Origin of the sequence: Paraburkholderia sp. BL18I3N2 (genome assembly GCF_003001875.1) — a bacterium.
In the GTDB taxonomy this organism is placed as follows: Bacteria; Pseudomonadota; Gammaproteobacteria; order Burkholderiales; family Burkholderiaceae; genus Paraburkholderia; species Paraburkholderia phytofirmans.
Genome location: NZ_PVNC01000014.1, coordinates 69,505 through 85,396, shown reverse-complemented (window position 1 = coordinate 85,396; position 15,892 = coordinate 69,505). Strand labels below are relative to the sequence as shown.

The window sequence follows — 15,892 nt, the reverse complement described above, 5'->3', positions numbered from 1 at the left end:
AGCCTGCTTCGAACGAAGCAGGCTTTTTTGCGTTTGAGCGGCGCAAGAAACCGCTTCAGGGACCGCGCAGGGGCGCTCAGGTCCGTTCAGGCCGCGGCCCGGCTCGCCGCAGCCAGCTTGCGTTGCAATTCCGGCATCATCTTCGCCACCGCTTCTTCGCCGGCCAGAATCGCCGCGTTGCGCTGCGAGAAATCACTGCCGCTCATGGCGGCCAGATTCGGGCGGATCACGACGTCCGCGTATTTGTCGAGTTCATAGGCCTTGATCGTCTGGCCCATGATCGTGAAGGTCTGCATCAGCACGTCGAACGAACTGGCCGTCAGGCCGCTTTCCGGGCGCTGCGAAATATCCACGGCGATCACGAAGTCCGCGCCCATCTTGCGTGCGAACGACGCCGGCACCGGGCTCACCAGCCCGCCGTCCACATACTCGTGGCCGCCGATCTTCACCGGCTCGAAAATCGACGGCACGCTGCACGACGCACGCACCGCGATACCCGTATTGCCACGCTGGAACAGGATCGGCTGGCCGGACTTCAGGTCGGTGGCGACCACGCCCAGCGGTTTGGCCATCTTCTCGATCGGGCGGTTGTTGAGCGTCGTGTTGAGGTAGTTCTGCAGCGCGACGCCTTGCAGAAAGCCGCGCGTGCGAAACGGCATGGCCCAGTCGCTGATCGACGCTTCGTCCATGGTCAGGGCGAGCTTGTTCAACGCAAAGCCGTTCATGCCGGACGCGTACAGCGCCCCCACCACCGAACCAGCGCTGGTGCCGGCCACCAGATCGATCTGGATATTGCGCGCCTCGAGTCCCTTGATTACGCCGATGTGCGCGAAGCCGCGCGCGGCGCCGCCGCCGAGCGCCAGCGCGACGCGCAACGGCCGCTGCGGCTTGTCGAGCGGTGGCGTGGTCGTGGGCGTAACGGGCGTGCCGGCGACGGGCGTAGTGTCGGTCTTGCCGCCGGTCGTGGTGCAGGCGGCCAGCACCGCGGAGGCGGCGGCCAGTGAAAAGTTACGACGGGCGAGGCTAGGCGATGAGGGCTTCAACGAGTTCTCCAGCAACGGCGCGAGCAACGCAGTCGGCGTCGCCGGTGGCCGCGATCAGGCGGATAGTGAGACGGACGGGATCGCCGGCGGCGATTCCATGCGCTGTGGGCCCATCTCCGGCCGCAGCGCGCGCACATCATAAAGCAAAGCTCCGCGCGCGCGGCGGCGCGGTAATGAAACGTTGCAGAGCAAGCCCTCGGACGCTGTTCGGCGCCGCATGCACGCCGCACCTGGCCGTTCGGACGAGGGCAGGTAAGACGCTTCTCGAAGGTATAATTCGCGTCTCGCATTTATTTCCTTCGTGCCCATGCACGGCGCTGTTTTGCCGAATGGGCGCGCTCCGCTGCCGCGCTTTGCGGGCGATGTCTGCCCCGGGTGCCGGCGCCTGTCTTCCGAGTAACCGCTAATGACCACCTCCGTTCGTACCCGTTTCGCACCGAGTCCCACCGGCTTCATCCACCTCGGCAACATTCGCTCCGCGCTTTATCCGTGGGCGTTCGCGCGCAAGATGAAAGGGACCTTCGTGCTGCGGATCGAGGACACCGACGTGGAGCGCTCCACCAGCGAATCCGTCGACGCCATTCTCGAAGGCATGGCGTGGCTCGGCCTCGATTTCGACGAAGGCCCGTTCTACCAGATGCAGCGCATGGACCGTTACCGCGAAGTGCTCAAACAGATGCAGGACGCGGGACTGGTGTACCCGTGCTACATGTCGACGGAAGAACTCGACGCGCTGCGCGAGCGTCAGCGCGAAGCCGGCGAGAAGCCGCGCTATGACGGCACGTGGCGTCCGGAGCCGGGCAAGGTTCTGCCGGAGCCGCCGGCTGGCGTGCAGCCGGTGCTGCGCTTCCGTAACCCGCTGACCGGTGTGGTGGCGTGGGACGACGCCGTGAAGGGCCGCATCGAGATCTCGAACGAAGAGCTCGACGACCTCGTGATCGCACGTCCGGACGGCACGCCGACCTACAACTTCTGCGTGGTGGTGGACGATCTGGACATGCGCATCACGCACGTGATTCGCGGCGACGATCACGTCAACAACACGCCGCGGCAGATCAACATTCTGCGCGCGCTCGGCGGCGAGCCGCCGGTCTACGCGCATTTGCCGACCGTGCTGAACGAGCAGGGCGAGAAGATGAGCAAGCGCCACGGGGCGATGAGCGTGGTGGGTTATCGCGACGCCGGTTTCCTGCCGGAGGCGGTGGTCAACTATCTGGCGCGCCTCGGCTGGTCGCACGGCGACGCGGAAATCTTCTCGCGCGAACAGTTTGTCGAGTGGTTCGATCTGGAGCATCTGGGCAAGTCCCCGGCCCAGTATGACCATGACAAGCTGGCCTGGCTGAACGCGCACTACATCAAAGAAGCGGATAACGCACGTCTCGCAGAACTGGCCAAGCCGTTTTTCGCCGAACTGGGCATCGACGAAGCCGCACTCGCCCAAGGCGCCGATCTGGCGGCGGTGGTGGGTTTGCTAAAGGACCGCGCGTCGACGGTGAAGGAAATCGCCGAGAACGCCGCGATGTTCTACCGCACACCGGCGCCGGATGCCGAGTCCCTCGCGCAGCACGTGACCGACGTGGTGCGCCCGGCGCTCGCCGATCTGGCCGCCGCCCTCAAGACCGTGGAGTGGACCAAGGAAGCGATCGCCGCCGCCTTGAAGGCGACGCTCGGCGCGCACAAGCTCAAGATGCCGCAACTGGCCATGCCCGTGCGTCTGCTGGTGGCGGGCACCACCCATACGCCGTCGATCGACAGCGTGCTCATGCTGTTCGGGCGTGATGTCGTCGTGGGCCGTATCGAAAAAGCGCTGGTCTGAGCGCGTTCGCGCGTGCCTTGAGCGGGATTGCGTGCGGCTTCTGAAAAAAGTCGCATGCAATTGCTCAAAGGGTATTTACAAAGCGCAAATTGGCCTCTAGAATCTCGTTTCTGTTCTGCAAGGGGGGTATAGCTCAGCTGGGAGAGCGCTTGCATGGCATGCAAGAGGTCAGCGGTTCGATCCCGCTTACCTCCACCATCAGAGCAGAGTGAAGTTGTTCCGAAGTCTGGAAGTTGTAGCAAAAAAGACTTCACAAACAGCGGTAACGTAGTTAGAATATCGGTCTTTGCTGCTGGCGAAACAGAAGTTAGCGTGAGTTAGCGGCAAGATAAAGACAAATCTGAAAAGATTATGTCCCCTTCGTCTAGAGGCCTAGGACATCACCCTTTCACGGTGAGTACAGGGGTTCGAATCCCCTAGGGGACGCCAAACATCAGCGTCGCTTTAGTGCTCGATTTATTCGAGTGGTAAGCAGCGCAGCTTGCAGAGAGAAAACCAACGCTCGCAAGTCATTGATAGGCAAACTGGAGCGGTAGTTCAGTTGGTTAGAATACCGGCCTGTCACGCCGGGGGTCGCGGGTTCGAGTCCCGTCCGCTCCGCCAGACAAAGCCCGTTCATACGAACTTGAACGGGCTTTTTCATTAAAGGTGTAAGCAGTACGTTGTCCCCTTCGTCTAGAGGCCTAGGACATCACCCTTTCACGGTGAGTACAGGGGTTCGAATCCCCTAGGGGACGCCAGCACATCGGCGTCGTTCGGTTGGAAGTTTGAACGGTGCAGCAGTAACGCAGTGGTGAATGAGCCGGTCTCATCAGCCGCGGTGCAAAAAAATCTGGAGCGGTAGTTCAGTTGGTTAGAATACCGGCCTGTCACGCCGGGGGTCGCGGGTTCGAGTCCCGTCCGCTCCGCCAGATTTGAGAAAGCCCACTTCGAAAGAAGTGGGCTTTTTTTATTCCACTGTCCAGCGCGCCTGGGTATGCTCGGGACAAACAGCCATTGCCAGCGCGCGCGGCCTGTTTTACCGTTGACCCGACTCTCCCTTGTCGCCCCGCCATGTTCGATCCCACCGAAGCTCCGTTACCGTTTCATCTGCGCAAAGCCAGCATGGACGATTTCGAGTTCGCCGAGGCGCTGACTCGCAACAACATGGGCGGTTACTACCGCCGCCATCATCTGGTCTGGCGTGGCGATCTGTTTCTCGGCAGCTGGCGCGAGTCGGAGAATTTCATTCTCGAAATGGACGGCACGCCGATCGGCGTATTGCGCATCACGCAAGAGGGCGATTCGCTGCATATCCGCGACGTGCAGATTGCCGAAGGCCATCGTCGCCTCGGCGCCGGCACGTATCTGCTCGATGTCTCGCATCAGTGGGCGCGCGAGCGCGGCCTGCGCGAGTTGCAATTGCGTGTGTTCGTCGACAACCCCGCAGCCCGGCTCTATCAGCGCAAAGGCTACAAGCTGGCAGGGCCGCGTCTTGCGCAACTTGGTGCGATTCGCCATTTGGCGCGACGGGTTTAAGGCGTGTCGAACACACGCGAGGTCTGCCGCGCGGGTGTTCGGCACGCTGGTTTTGATGCGTCGAGTTTGACCGGCGGGGCCTGAGGCGCTGGTGATTTACCCGCAGTGTTTGCGGTGCCGAACTGGGCGCGCCGCGTCTGAAGCGCGCGCTTGACGCCGCAGTTTTCCACGCTCACTCAACGCTCAGCATCGCTCTGCGCATCCGCGCGATCCCGCGCAGTCTCGTCGTCCAGTTCCGTATCGCCGTGCTCGCCATGTTCCGGCCGATGTTCCGAGCCACGTTCGATGAACGCGCGCGGACTTTCGCCGAAGGCACGCCGGAACATCGCGGAGAACGCGCTCTGACTTTGATAGCCCAGTTCCAAGGCGACATGCGAAAGCGGCCGTCCCTGGCTCAATAGCGGAATCGCGCGCGCCAGAATCGCCTGTTGGCGCCATTGCGAAAAACTCACTCCCAGCTCCTGACGAAACAACCGCGCAATGGTGCGCGTGCTCGCGCCCACGCTGGACGCCCATTGTTCGAGCGACTCGCCGTGCGTCGGATCCGCGATCACCGCTTCGCACAGCGCGCGCAGACGCTTTTCGTTAGGCATCGGCACCGAGAGCGGCAGCGGCTGCGAGCGAGTCAGTTCGTCGAGTGCGAGGGCGCCCAGCAAGTGCTCGCGCGTAGCCGAGATGCCGGGCGTGTCGAGGGCGGCAATCACTTCGCGCAGCAGATCCGAGACTTCGACCACGCGTGGCGTATCGAGGCCGGCCGGCACGGTGCTTTCGGTGATGTAGAGCGTGCGCAGGAACGCGTCCTCGACGGCGACCACTTCGTGCGTCACGTGCGGCGGCACCCAGATTGCCCGCGAGGGCGGCACCATCCACGTCGTGCCGGTGGTCGCGACCCGCAGCACGCCGCGCGACGCGTAAGCCACCTGCGCCCACGCATGCGTGTGACGCGCGATGCGCCAGCCCGAGGGCATCTGCCGCGAACGCACACGGATCGGATGCGTGTCGTTCGGCTGGAACTCGGGCGGAATATCGGCGAAGCGCACGAGGCTCGACAGGTTTGAGTCGGCGGACGAAGTCATGGTGAAAATCGATCCCGATAACGGAACGCGGGCTCGCAAAAGTGCGCCGAAAGCGCCGCAAGGCAAAACCCCGTGCGGGCGGGCAAACCGCCGCGGGCTTCTCATTGTAGGTGTTGCAAGGGACAGGGCGTTGCATAATGTCCCGACTACCGGACCCGAGGAGAACGCCATGAGCTTTGCCACAGCCGACTTGTGCGACGCGCACGAGGATCAACTGGCGCTCGGCACGTTGCGCGTGCTCGAGCCGGTCTTCCACCTGTTCAGCCGCGCCGAGTGTTTCAGCGGTGAAGCGGTGACGCTGAAGGTCTTCGAGGACAACGCGCTCGTGCGGGCCACGCTCGAGGAGAAGGGCGTGGGCCGTGTGCTGGTGATCGACGGCGGCGGCAGCCTGCGATGCGCGCTGGTCGGCGGCAATCTCGCGCGGATCGCGGAACAGAACGGCTGGGCGGGCATCGTCCTGAACGGCTGCGTGCGCGATGCGCTCGAGCTCAACGAGGTGAACGTCGGCATTGCGGCTTTGACCACCTCACCGCGGCGCGGCCAGAAGCTCGGCACCGGCGAGCGCGACGTGGCGGTGCAATTGCCCGGTGCGCTGGTGCGTCCTGGCGAATGGATCTACGCGGATATCGACGGTGTGCTCGTGGCAAGCGCGGCGCTCAACTGAACTTAACCGCTGCCGCGACTCGAACTCGAACAGACCCAGAAACAGACCCCACCCAAACCCTGATTCAAGGAGAGCAAACGACGATGCAGACCGTCTTTGTATACGGCACATTGCGCGCCGGTGAAGTGAACGACATCCGCCACGCCGCGGCGCGCAACGAGATCGCCGCGCCCAATCTGCTCGGCACGGCTACGGTCCGTGGCCACCTGTTCGACTTCGGCTTGTATCCGGGCCTCGTGGTCGACGAAGCCGGCGTCGACGTGATCGGCGACGTCTACGAGATCGACGACGAACTGGTCGCCGTGCTCGACGAAATCGAGGCGGTCTATCCGGGCGTCGAGGATCGTTTCCTCGCGCGCGAAGTGATGGTGAAAGTCGACGGCAACGTCGTGAACTGCCGCTTTTATCCGGTTGCGCCGAATGTGGTGAAGGGCTTGCCCGAAATCAAATCGGGTGACTGGGTCGAGTACCGCAGCACGCGCTGACTAAAACACGCGTGACACGCGCATAAAAAAACGGCCCGGCAGGCATACGCCTGTCGGGCCGTCCGGTCGGTCAGCCTTGCGACTCAAGCCACTTCACGCCGCGTGCTAAAGACGCGCGAAAACGGGCTTGTTACTGCGTCGTCCGTAACCCATGCATCGGAGTGCATCGGAATGCATTTGAACAAATGCGCCCGATGCATCCACGAGGCCTGACGTCAGCCTCAAATTTCTTCGTATAGCGGCAGCGTGAGGAAGTCTGTGAACTGCTCCGACGTCGACATCTCTTCGAAGATCTGCGCGGCGCGCTCATACGGCTTGGTATCGCCGCCCACAGCCTGCTTCACCTTCTCGAGTTCCTGCGCCGCCAACTCGCGCACCAGTTCCGCCGTCACCTTGCGGCCGTCTTCGAGCTTGCCCTTCGGCGAGCGAATCCACTGCCACACCTGCGAGCGCGAAATTTCCGCGGTAGCGGCGTCTTCCATCAGATTGTGAATCGGCACACAGCCATTGCCCGCGAGCCACGCGCCCAGGTAGTGAATGCCGACGTTGATGTTGTTGCGCAGACCGCCTTCGGTGATCGGCGCTTCCGGACGGAAGTCCGTCAGGTCGGTGGCCGTGACGAGCACGTCGTCGCGTTGCTTGCCGATCTGGTTCGGCTTGTCGCCGAGCACCTTGACGAACTCTTCCATCGCGATCGGCACGAGGCCCGGATGCGCGACCCAGCCGCCGTCGTAGCCGTCGCCGGCATCGCGCGCCTTGTCCGAGCGCACGCCGCCCATCGCCTTTTCGTTCGCCGCCGGATCGTTCTTGATCGGAATCAGCGCGCTCATGCCGCCGATCGCCGGCGCATTGCGGCGATGGCAAGTCTTCAGCAACAGCAGCGCGTAGGCGCGCATGAACGGCGCCGTCATCGTGATCTGCGAGCGGTCGGCGAGACAGAAGTCGCGGTCGGCCTTGAACTTCTTGATCGCCGAGAAGATGTAGTCCCAGCGGCCGGCGTTCAGGCCCGAGCTATGTTCGCGCAGCTCGTACAGAATCTCGTCCATTTCGAATGCGGCGACGATCGTCTCGATCAGCACCGTTGCGCGAATCGTACCGCGCGGCACACCGACGGCTTCCTGCGCGGCGACAAAGATGTCGTTCCACAGACGCGCTTCGAGATGGCTTTCCATCTTCGGCAGGTAGAAGTACGGGCCCGAACCGCGCGCGACCAGCTCGTTCGCGTTGTGCACCATGAAGAGCGCGAAATCGAAGATGCCGCCCGACACGCGCTTGCCGTCCACCTTCACGTGCTTCTCGTCCAGATGCCAGCCGCGCGGACGCACGATCAGCGTGGCGACCTTGTCGTTCAGCGTGTACGACTTGCCGTTCTGTTCCAGCGAAATCGTGCGGCGCACCGCGTCCTTCAGATTGATATGGCCGGTGATCTGGTTATCCCAGCTCGGAGCATTCGAATCTTCGAAGTCGGTCATGTACGAGTCCGCGCCCGAATTCAGCGCGTTGATGATCATCTTGCGCTCGACCGGACCGGTGATTTCCACGCGGCGGCATTGCAGGTCCTGCGGCAGCGGCGCGATTTTCCAGTCGCCTTCACGCACGCTTTTCGTTTCGGCGAGGAAGTCGGGACGCTCGCCGGCATCGAGGCGCTTCGTGCGTTCCGCGCGCGCCTGCAACAACTGCTGGCGGCGCGGCTCGAACGTCCGATGCAGCGCGGCGACGAGCTCGAGCGCTTCGCGCGTGAGAATCGCGTCATAGCCCGGCTTGATTTCAGCCGTGATTTCCATGCCCTGTGGCAACTGCAACGATGAATGCGAGGACTGCGGGCTTGCCATGTTTTCTCCTTGGTCGGTCAGATTGCAAAGATGCAAATGTTGAAATGCGGTTTGCTATGCGTCGCGTTATCCGGTGGTAACCGTCATGCGCCAGGGCTGTGGCGCGTGCGGCTGCCGCCGGCGCCGGTGCTGCGGCCGGACGACGCGGGGTTCTTCAGAAAAGCGAGCAGATCGGCCATGCCTCCGCCCGCGCCATGCGGCGTAACGCCCAGTTCTTCGGCGGGGGCGTTTTGCCGGTTGAGCCAGAAAGTGGTGAAGCCGAACCACGTCGCGCCCGCCACGTCCCAGCCGTTCGACGACACGAAGAAGATCTCGCGCGGCTGCGCGTCGAAGGCTTGCGTGCCGAGCGCGTAAGCGGCGGGCGAGGGTTTGTAGGCGCGCACAGCGTCGACGGAAAGAACGCGGTCGAACAGGCGCGTCATGCCGGCGCTCTTCACGGCGATGTCGAGCATTTGCGGATTGCCGTTCGAGAGAATCGCGAGGCTTGGACGTGGGGCGGATTCGCCACCCGCGCGCGTTGCCGAGTCAGGGGAAGCTTCGCGCAACTGGCGCAGCGCGGGCGCGGCATCGGGAAAAGCGGAGAGGCACGCGTATTCGTCCATCAAACGCTTCTCGGCAGTGCGGCCCAGCGTGAGCTGAAGTTTTTTCGCGGCGAAGCGCAACGCGTCGAGCGTGATGTCCCAGAACGGCCGATAGTGCGCGCCGGGTGCGTCCACGGAATCGGCGAGCGTGCGCAGTTGCGTGTATTCGATCTGTTTTTGCCGCCACAACTGCGAGAGCGCGTCGCCGTGGCCGGGGAACATTTGCTCCGCGGCAGCGATCACCGAATGCACGTCGAAAAGCGTGCCGTAGGCGTCGAAAATCACTGCTTTAGGGGAGAGTGTCGTTGTGGCCGACATTGCCGTGCACTCCTGTCAGAGGTCAAGACGGATTGTATTAGTGATGTCAGGCGCTAAAAAAGAGGCTAAACATCACTTGATCTTTTACTTTCACCCACCTAATCTGACGCGCACCGACCACTTTCCCGCCTAGACGCGGCGCACATCGCTCATGGACCGTTTCAAGCAGATCGAGACTTTCGTGACCGTCGCGGCCAAAGGCAGCCTGTCCGCAGCGGCTTCGGCCGAAGGCGTCGCGCCGGCCATCATCGGCCGCCGCATCGACGCGCTCGAAGAGCGCCTCGGCGTCAAATTGCTGGTGCGCACCACGCGCAAGATCACGCTGACTTTCGAAGGCTCGGCTTTTCTCGAAGACTGCCAGCGCATCATTCACGAGATGCAGAACGCCGAAGCGAGTGTGTCGGCGGGCGGCGTCAAGGCGAGCGGCCATTTGCGGCTGTCCGCGCCCGCGGGTTTCGGGCGGCGGCACGTCGCGCCGCTGGTGCCGGCCTTCACGGTCGCGCATCCGGACGTGTCGATCACGCTCGACCTGTCCGATCGCCTCGTCGATCTGGTCAACGAGGGTTTCGACTGCGCGGTGCGTCTCGGCGAGTTGCCGGATTCGTCGCTGGTGTCGCTCAAGCTCGGCGAGAACCGCCGTGTCTGCGTGGCGTCGCCGTCGTATTTGAGCCGGCGCGGCGCGCCGCACAGCCTCGCCGATCTCGCGCATCACAACTGTCTCGCGCTCGGCGCGAGCGCTAATCAGCAACGTGGCTGGATGTTCCAGCAGGGCGACAAAGTCGTGTCGATCAAGGTGTCCGGCACGATGGAGTGCTCGGACGGCGCGGTGCTGCACGAATGGTGTCTGGAAGGCTACGGACTCGCGTGGCGCTCGTGGTGGGAAGTCGGCACGGACATCGCGGCCGGACGGCTCGTCAGCGTGCTCGACGAATTCGCCGCGCCGCCCATCGGCATTCACGCGGTGTTTCCGCAGCGCCGTCATTTGCCGCTGCGGGTGCGATTGTTTCTGGATTTTCTCAAGCATACGTATGGGCACCCTGACTACTGGGGTTGAATGCGGAGGCCAGGCGCGCAGCTGATGGCATCGCCGCGAACAAGGGGTTTCCGATATGCGGACAGACCCTCAACGGATTCATTCGCTCAATTCCGCGACCTACAATCGATTCAAGCGGCTTGCAAGCCGAGCCTCGTTGGACGCTGACGCCGCGCTCTGCGCAGCCGGCGACGGAGGGCATCATGTTCAGGCACATCCTGGTTCCGACCGACGGTTCTGACCTGTCACGCAAGGCGATCGACGGCGCCATCGATCTCGCGCAAGCCGTCAACGCCCACGTGACCGCCTACGCGTGTCTGCCGCAATATCCGTACTCGCCGTTCTCCGACGTCGTGGTCGAACCGCCCTCGGAATTCCTGCAGCGCAGCGAGCGTGAAGCGCGCGTGCATCTGCGCGAAGTGGAGATGGCGGCGCGCCGCGTCGGCGTCACGGTCGACAGCCGGACCAGCGTGCACCCGGCGCCGTATCTCGGCATCATCGAAGCCGCCGAGCAGGGCGGCTGCGATGTGATCTTCATGGCGTCGCATGGCCGCCGCGGTCTGGGCAGCCTGCTGATCGGCAGCGAAACGCAGCGGGTACTCACGCATACAAAGATTCCGGTGATCGTGTATCGCTGAAGTCGAGGACGAAAAAAAACGCGCCGGCGGTGAGGCCGGCGCGCGCTGTGTTCGCCGCACAATCCGTTGTGCTGGCTTTCTCTCCACTGCTGCTGCGAGCTCTCCCAAGTTCCTCTGCGAGACTTCAGCTGTCGAGTGCGGTTTGATTCCCGCCCCGACAGCCTTGCTCCTCCCTGTGACGGCGGCTCTTTGACGGAGCCGTTTAGACCGTCTATCTGCCTTGTTCCAGCGATCAGACCGCGCGGTTGCTTACGCGACCTTCTTGTCGAAGAACTGTTCGTCTTCCGTCGAGCCATGCAGCGCGGTCGTCGATGCGTCGCGTTCGACCGTTTGCGTCACGGCGTCGAAGTAGCCGGTGCCGACTTCGCGTTGATGCTTGACCGCGGTGAAGCCCTTTTCGGCCGCGGCGAATTCGGCCTGCTGCATTTCGACGAAGGCCGTCATCTGGTTGCGGGCATAGCCATGCGCGAGGTTGAACATCGAATAGTTCAGCGCGTGGAAGCCGGCCAGCGTGATGAACTGGAACTTGTAGCCCATCGCGCCAAGTTCGCGCTGGAACTTGGCGATGGTCGCGTCGTCCAGGTTCTTTTTCCAGTTGAACGACGGCGAGCAGTTGTACGACAGCAGCTGATCCGGGTACTCCTTGCGGATCGCGTCGGCGAATTTCTTCGCGAACTCGAGGTCCGGTTTGCCCGTTTCGCACCAGATCATGTCGGCGTACGGCGCGTAGGCGAGGCCACGCGAGATCGCCTGCTCGAGACCCGGCTTGGTGCGGTAGAAACCTTCCACCGTGCGCTCGCCGGTCAGGAACGGCTTGTCGTTTTCGTCGATGTCCGACGTGATCAGGTCGGCGGCTTCCGCATCGGTGCGCGCCAGCAGCACGGTCGGCGTGCCGGAGACGTCGGCGGCAAGACGCGCGGCCGTCAGCTTGGCGATGTTTTCACGCGTCGGCACGAGCACCTTGCCGCCCATGTGACCGCACTTCTTCACCGAAGCCAGTTGATCTTCGAAGTGCACGCCCGCGGCGCCCGCTTCGATCATCGCCTTCATCAGTTCGAACGCGTTCAGCACGCCGCCGAAGCCGGCTTCCGCATCCGCCACGATCGGCTGGAAGTAGTCCACGTAGCCTTCGTCGCCCGGATTCTTGCCTTCCGACCACTGGATCTGGTCGGCGCGCGTCAGCGTGTTGTTGATGCGCTTGACGACCAGCGGCACCGAGTTCGCCGGATACAGCGACTGGTCCGGGTACATTTCACCGGCGACGTTCGCGTCGCCCGCCACTTGCCAGCCCGACAGGTAGATCGCCTTGAGGCCGGCCTTGACCTGCTGCATGGCCTGATTGCCGGTCAGCGCGCCGAGCGAGTTGACGAACGGCTCGTTGTTCACGCTTTCCCAGAGCTTTTCCGCACCGCGCTTGGCGAGCGTGTGCTCGACTTGCACCGAACCGCGCAGGCGGATCACGTCTTCCGCCGTGTAAGTGCGCTTCACGCCTTTCCAGCGCGGATCGGTTTCCCATTGCTGTTGGAGTTGCTTGACTTGTTCTTGGCGGGACATGGTGTGCTCCTTGGTTGCCTATATGGATGGGTGACTCTTTTCTTCGTCGAAGCGGCCGGCCGGTTGAGGCGTTTCGTTTCGTGAAGTCTTGTATAAGAGTCTAGGCAAATCGATGGTCGCGCAACAGCCGCCTAGCCGGCCTTTCGGAATATTTATTTATATTTAAAATCAATGAATTACGTTGTACGTTTCACATTAAGAAACGACTTTTTCCATCTTGCAATAGGCCGTCTTGTGCCGTGCAGCACGATTTTTTACGACGCAAAAAAATTTTCCACATCGTGAAATTTGGGGCGCGCCGACTAACGGGCGAAAAAAAACCGGCGCATGGGCACCGGTTTCTTCCGACTGACGAACGGCGCGAGGCCGTCCGGGTCTTTTCAAGCTGGCTGCTGACAGCACTGCGGGGCGCCGCAACGGACCGACGGCCCTGAAGCAGCAGAATGCGCCCGTCTCAGTACTTAGCTGCCGCGACGCGCCGTACGCGGGCCGTCGCTGCGGCGTGCGCCGTAGCCGCCGTCGCGCGAGCCGCCGTAGCCTTCACGCGAACCGCCGCCGAAGCCGCCTTCACGCGAGCCGCCGCCAGCCGACTTGCCGGCCCAGCTGCTGCCGTTGCCGCTGCCGCTGCGCGCACCGCCGCCGTTACCGGCCGGCTTGCCCGAACCGCTACCGAAGCGACGGCCACCGCCGTTGCCGCCGCCCGGACGGCCGCGGCCGCCAAAGCCAGGACGGCCGTTACCCGACGGAGCCGACTTGCGCGGCTCGAAGCCTTCGACGACATTGACCGGCAGCGGAGTACGCACGAAACGCTCGATGCGCTTCAACGCGCCTTGCTCGGCGTGATGCACGAGGCTCACCGCGATACCCGAGCGGCCAGCACGGCCGGTACGGCCGATGCGGTGCACGTAGTCTTCAGCGAACTTCGGCAGGTCGTAGTTGAACACATGCGTGATGCCAGGAATGTCGATACCGCGAGCGGCGACGTCCGTTGCCACCAGCACGCGCACACGGCGCTCGCGCAGCGCACGGATCGTGCGGTTACGCGCGCCTTGCGGCAGATCGCCGTGCAGAGCGGCCGATTCGAAACCGGCGTCGGCCAGACGGCCTGCCAGTTGGTCTGCGTCCATCTTGGTTGCCGTGAAGACGATCGCCTGATCGAGGCCTTCGTCGCGCAGCAGATGGTCGAGCAGACGATCCTTGTGATCGCGGTCATCCACGTAATGGACGGTTTGCGCGATGTTCGTGCGCTGTTCCAGACGCTGAACGATCTCGATGCGTTCCGGATCCTTCAGCAGGCGGCCGGTCAGCGAGGTGATCTTGCCGTCGAGCGTGGCCGAGAACAGCATGGTTTGACGCGTGGCCGGCGTAGCGGCGACGATCGTTTCGATGTCTTCGATGAAGCCCATGTCGAGCATGCGGTCGGCTTCGTCGAGCACGAGGATTTGCAGTTGCGACAGATCGATACGGCCGCGTTCCAGGTGGTCGATCAAACGGCCCGGCGTGGCGACCAGGATTTCCGGGTTCTTGGCCAGCAGCATCAGCTGTTGACCATAAGCGACGCCGCCCAGAATGCTGACGGTGCGCAGACGCTTGAGGTGCTTGCCGTACGTGGCAGCGGCGGTGGTGACCTGCATGGCGAGTTCGCGGGTCGGCGTCAGAACCAGCATGGTCGGACGGGCAACCGGTTGCGGACGACGCGTGCGGGCGCCGTCAGCCGGACGCGGTTCACGCGGCTGGCTGGCTTGTGCTTTTTGCAGTTGCGAGAAACGCTCGATGGCGGGCAGCATGAACGCGGCGGTCTTGCCCGAACCGGTCGGGCTCGAGACCATCAGATCGCGGCCGGCGATGCCAGCCGGGATTGCGCGTTGCTGAACCGGAGTCGGGTTTTGATAACCAGCGGCGGTCAGCGCGGAGACGACATCCGCGGAGAGACCGAGCGACGCGAACGACGGGCCGCTCGGCGCTGCGGCTTCCGCGGCGACGGCTTCCGGAGCGGCAGCAACGGCTGCGGCTTGTACGGGTGCGTCGGCGAGACCGAGGGCTTGATCGGCGATGGCGTTCAACGGGCTGCTGGGGGTATTGCTCGAAGTCATGAGAATCCTTGGTAAATCCTTGGTACACACGGAATTAAAACGTCGGCGCCAATCGGCATACCCAAGTCGTCGGATTCAGCGAGCAAAGAAGCAGCGAGCAAATCGAAAAACGGGGGCAGCTCGCGACAATGAAGGCGAGCTTTTCGTTAGAAGCTGTATCGGATGCGACATGCCAACACGGCGTGCCGCCAGCCTGGGACATGATCGCCCGTAGGGGGCTAGGCAGGAGGGGACAGGTTCTAAACTGGATTGGAGCTAAACGCTACGAGGCGCTGCGCCGCAAAGGCCGCTAGAGGAAAGCCGGGCAAAGCAGTGAAGCGCAGGCAGCATTGTATAGCCTTTTGTTGCACTGCGCCACTATTAGGAGTTTTCCTGGCGGAAAAAATTGTGCCGGGTGTTGGTCGGGCGGTTCGATGGACGGCTGCACCGGCCGGGCATCGCAGCGGCGGCGTGGCTCAGGCCCCTTCTCCGTAGCCTGGTGCCAGGCGGGAGCGGCCGACTGCAGCCTCCCGGCGTCGATCTGGGAGTCAGGCCGACGCGCCGCTCTTGAGCGATTCGACGAGTTCGACGTATTGCTGCTTCGCGGCGTCCTGCGCGGTGCCTTTGAGTGCGGCCCACGCGTCGTACTTGTACTTGCCGACGATATCGGTGAAGCCGGGTTTGTCGCCCTGAACGTCGCCGCGAGTGGCCTGCTTGTAGAGCGCGTAGAGGCGCAGCAGCGTGAGATTGCCCGGACGCTCCGGCAACTGCTGGACGTCTTCATGGGCTTGGGTGAACTGGGTGTCGATGTCGGTCATTGTCGTTGTGCCCGCCAGGCGGGATCGGGATTGAACTCGGCTGACGATCATAACAACTGGATGCCGCCGCGGGGGCCGAGGGCTTATTCCAAACGCCGGACGGCGATCCGGCGCAAAGACGGACGGTCTCGGGCGCGTGGCAAATTAGTTCGGCGCAACCCGTACCGAGCGCAGACGCAAGCCATATGCCCTGGCGCGTGGCAAACCGCTTTCGCGCGACCCAAATCGCTTGGCGCAGCGCAAACCGCTTCCGCGCGACCCATGCCACTTTGGCTCGAGGCGAACCATCTTGGCGCATGCCGATCCAGTTGGCGCGGGACAAGCCACCTTCGCGCGACCCGAACCGCCCTGGCTCGAGGCAAGCCATCTTGGCGCATGCCGATCCAGTTGGCGCGGGACAAACCACCTTCCCGCGACCCGAACCGCCCTGGCTCAAGGCAAGCC

General features: G+C 63.3%; 13 protein-coding genes and 5 tRNA genes. 11 read left to right on the top strand and 7 right to left on the bottom strand.

Annotated elements, in window-relative coordinates; genetic code table 11:
• Positions 1-86 precede the first annotated feature (86 nt).
• Entirely contained in the window at positions 87-1,043 is a 957-nt protein-coding gene (locus tag B0G75_RS28525) for a patatin-like phospholipase family protein (RefSeq protein ID WP_106313478.1), read from the bottom strand.
• A 406-nt stretch (positions 1,044-1,449) separates the two neighbouring features.
• On the opposite strand from B0G75_RS28525, the gene gltX reads away from it, so the two are divergent.
• The 7 genes from gltX (at position 1,450) to B0G75_RS28490 (ending at position 4,377) form a co-directional block, all read left to right on the top strand.
• Positions 1,450-2,859: a glutamate--tRNA ligase gene (gene gltX, locus B0G75_RS28520; protein WP_012433488.1), complete on the top strand. Its 1,410-nt coding sequence runs from the start codon at positions 1,450-1,452 to the stop codon at positions 2,857-2,859.
• A 122-nt stretch (positions 2,860-2,981) separates the two neighbouring features.
• Positions 2,982-3,057: transfer RNA gene (locus B0G75_RS28515), tRNA-Ala, on the top strand.
• Positions 3,058-3,212: 155 nt separating this feature from the next.
• Positions 3,213-3,288 (top strand) — tRNA-Glu (locus B0G75_RS28510).
• 97 nt (positions 3,289-3,385) lie between these two features.
• Positions 3,386-3,462, top strand: a tRNA-Asp gene (locus B0G75_RS28505).
• Between the two features lie 61 nt (positions 3,463-3,523).
• Positions 3,524-3,599: transfer RNA gene (locus tag B0G75_RS28500), tRNA-Glu, on the top strand.
• Between the two features lie 94 nt (positions 3,600-3,693).
• A tRNA-Asp gene (locus B0G75_RS28495) sits at positions 3,694-3,770 on the top strand.
• Between the two features lie 142 nt (positions 3,771-3,912).
• The gene (locus B0G75_RS28490) at positions 3,913-4,377 is read left to right on the top strand and encodes a GNAT family N-acetyltransferase (RefSeq protein ID WP_012433487.1); all 465 of its coding nucleotides are present in this window, start codon (positions 3,913-3,915) and stop codon (positions 4,375-4,377) included.
• A gap of 176 nt (positions 4,378-4,553) precedes the next feature.
• Here B0G75_RS28490 and B0G75_RS28485 read toward each other — a convergent pair whose 3' ends face one another.
• Entirely contained in the window at positions 4,554-5,453 is a 900-nt protein-coding gene (locus tag B0G75_RS28485) for a helix-turn-helix domain-containing protein (protein WP_106313402.1), read from the bottom strand.
• 169 nt (positions 5,454-5,622) lie between these two features.
• On the opposite strand from B0G75_RS28485, the gene rraA reads away from it, so the two are divergent.
• Positions 5,623-6,117 carry a ribonuclease E activity regulator RraA gene (gene rraA, locus B0G75_RS28480; protein ID WP_106313401.1) on the top strand — a complete coding sequence of 165 codons (495 nt, stop codon included), beginning with the start codon at positions 5,623-5,625 and terminating at the stop codon, positions 6,115-6,117.
• An 83-nt stretch (positions 6,118-6,200) separates the two neighbouring features.
• Positions 6,201-6,602, top strand: a complete 402-nt coding sequence (locus B0G75_RS28475) for a gamma-glutamylcyclotransferase (RefSeq protein WP_106313400.1) — start codon at positions 6,201-6,203, stop codon at positions 6,600-6,602.
• 221 nt (positions 6,603-6,823) lie between these two features.
• On the opposite strand, the gene aceB is transcribed toward B0G75_RS28475, so the two are convergent.
• Both aceB and B0G75_RS28465 read right to left on the bottom strand, forming a co-directional pair.
• Positions 6,824-8,434, bottom strand: a complete 1,611-nt coding sequence (aceB, locus tag B0G75_RS28470; protein WP_106313399.1) for a malate synthase A — start codon at positions 8,432-8,434, stop codon at positions 6,824-6,826.
• Between the two features lie 83 nt (positions 8,435-8,517).
• A complete protein-coding gene (locus B0G75_RS28465) occupies positions 8,518-9,333 on the bottom strand; it encodes a haloacid dehalogenase type II (RefSeq protein ID WP_106313398.1) in 816 nt (271 codons plus the stop codon).
• 151 nt (positions 9,334-9,484) lie between these two features.
• Between B0G75_RS28465 and B0G75_RS28460 the strand changes: the two genes are divergently transcribed.
• A complete protein-coding gene (locus B0G75_RS28460; RefSeq protein ID WP_106279585.1) occupies positions 9,485-10,387 on the top strand; it encodes a LysR family transcriptional regulator in 903 nt (300 codons plus the stop codon).
• 182 nt (positions 10,388-10,569) lie between these two features.
• On the top strand, positions 10,570-11,004 hold the full coding sequence (locus B0G75_RS28455; RefSeq protein ID WP_012433480.1) for a universal stress protein: 435 nt from the start codon (positions 10,570-10,572) through the stop codon (positions 11,002-11,004).
• A 249-nt stretch (positions 11,005-11,253) separates the two neighbouring features.
• On the opposite strand, the gene aceA is transcribed toward B0G75_RS28455, so the two are convergent.
• The 3 genes from aceA to B0G75_RS28435 all read right to left on the bottom strand — a co-directional run bounded on the left by aceA (position 11,254) and on the right by B0G75_RS28435 (position 15,448).
• Complete coding sequence (gene aceA / locus B0G75_RS28450; protein WP_106313397.1) at positions 11,254-12,558, bottom strand: isocitrate lyase; 1,305 nt, start codon at positions 12,556-12,558, stop codon at positions 11,254-11,256.
• 461 nt (positions 12,559-13,019) lie between these two features.
• On the bottom strand, positions 13,020-14,651 hold the full coding sequence (locus tag B0G75_RS28440; RefSeq protein ID WP_106313395.1) for a DEAD/DEAH box helicase: 1,632 nt from the start codon (positions 14,649-14,651) through the stop codon (positions 13,020-13,022).
• Positions 14,652-15,178: 527 nt separating this feature from the next.
• On the bottom strand, positions 15,179-15,448 hold the full coding sequence (locus B0G75_RS28435) for an acyl-CoA-binding protein (RefSeq protein WP_012433477.1): 270 nt from the start codon (positions 15,446-15,448) through the stop codon (positions 15,179-15,181).
• Positions 15,449-15,892 lie beyond the last annotated feature (444 nt).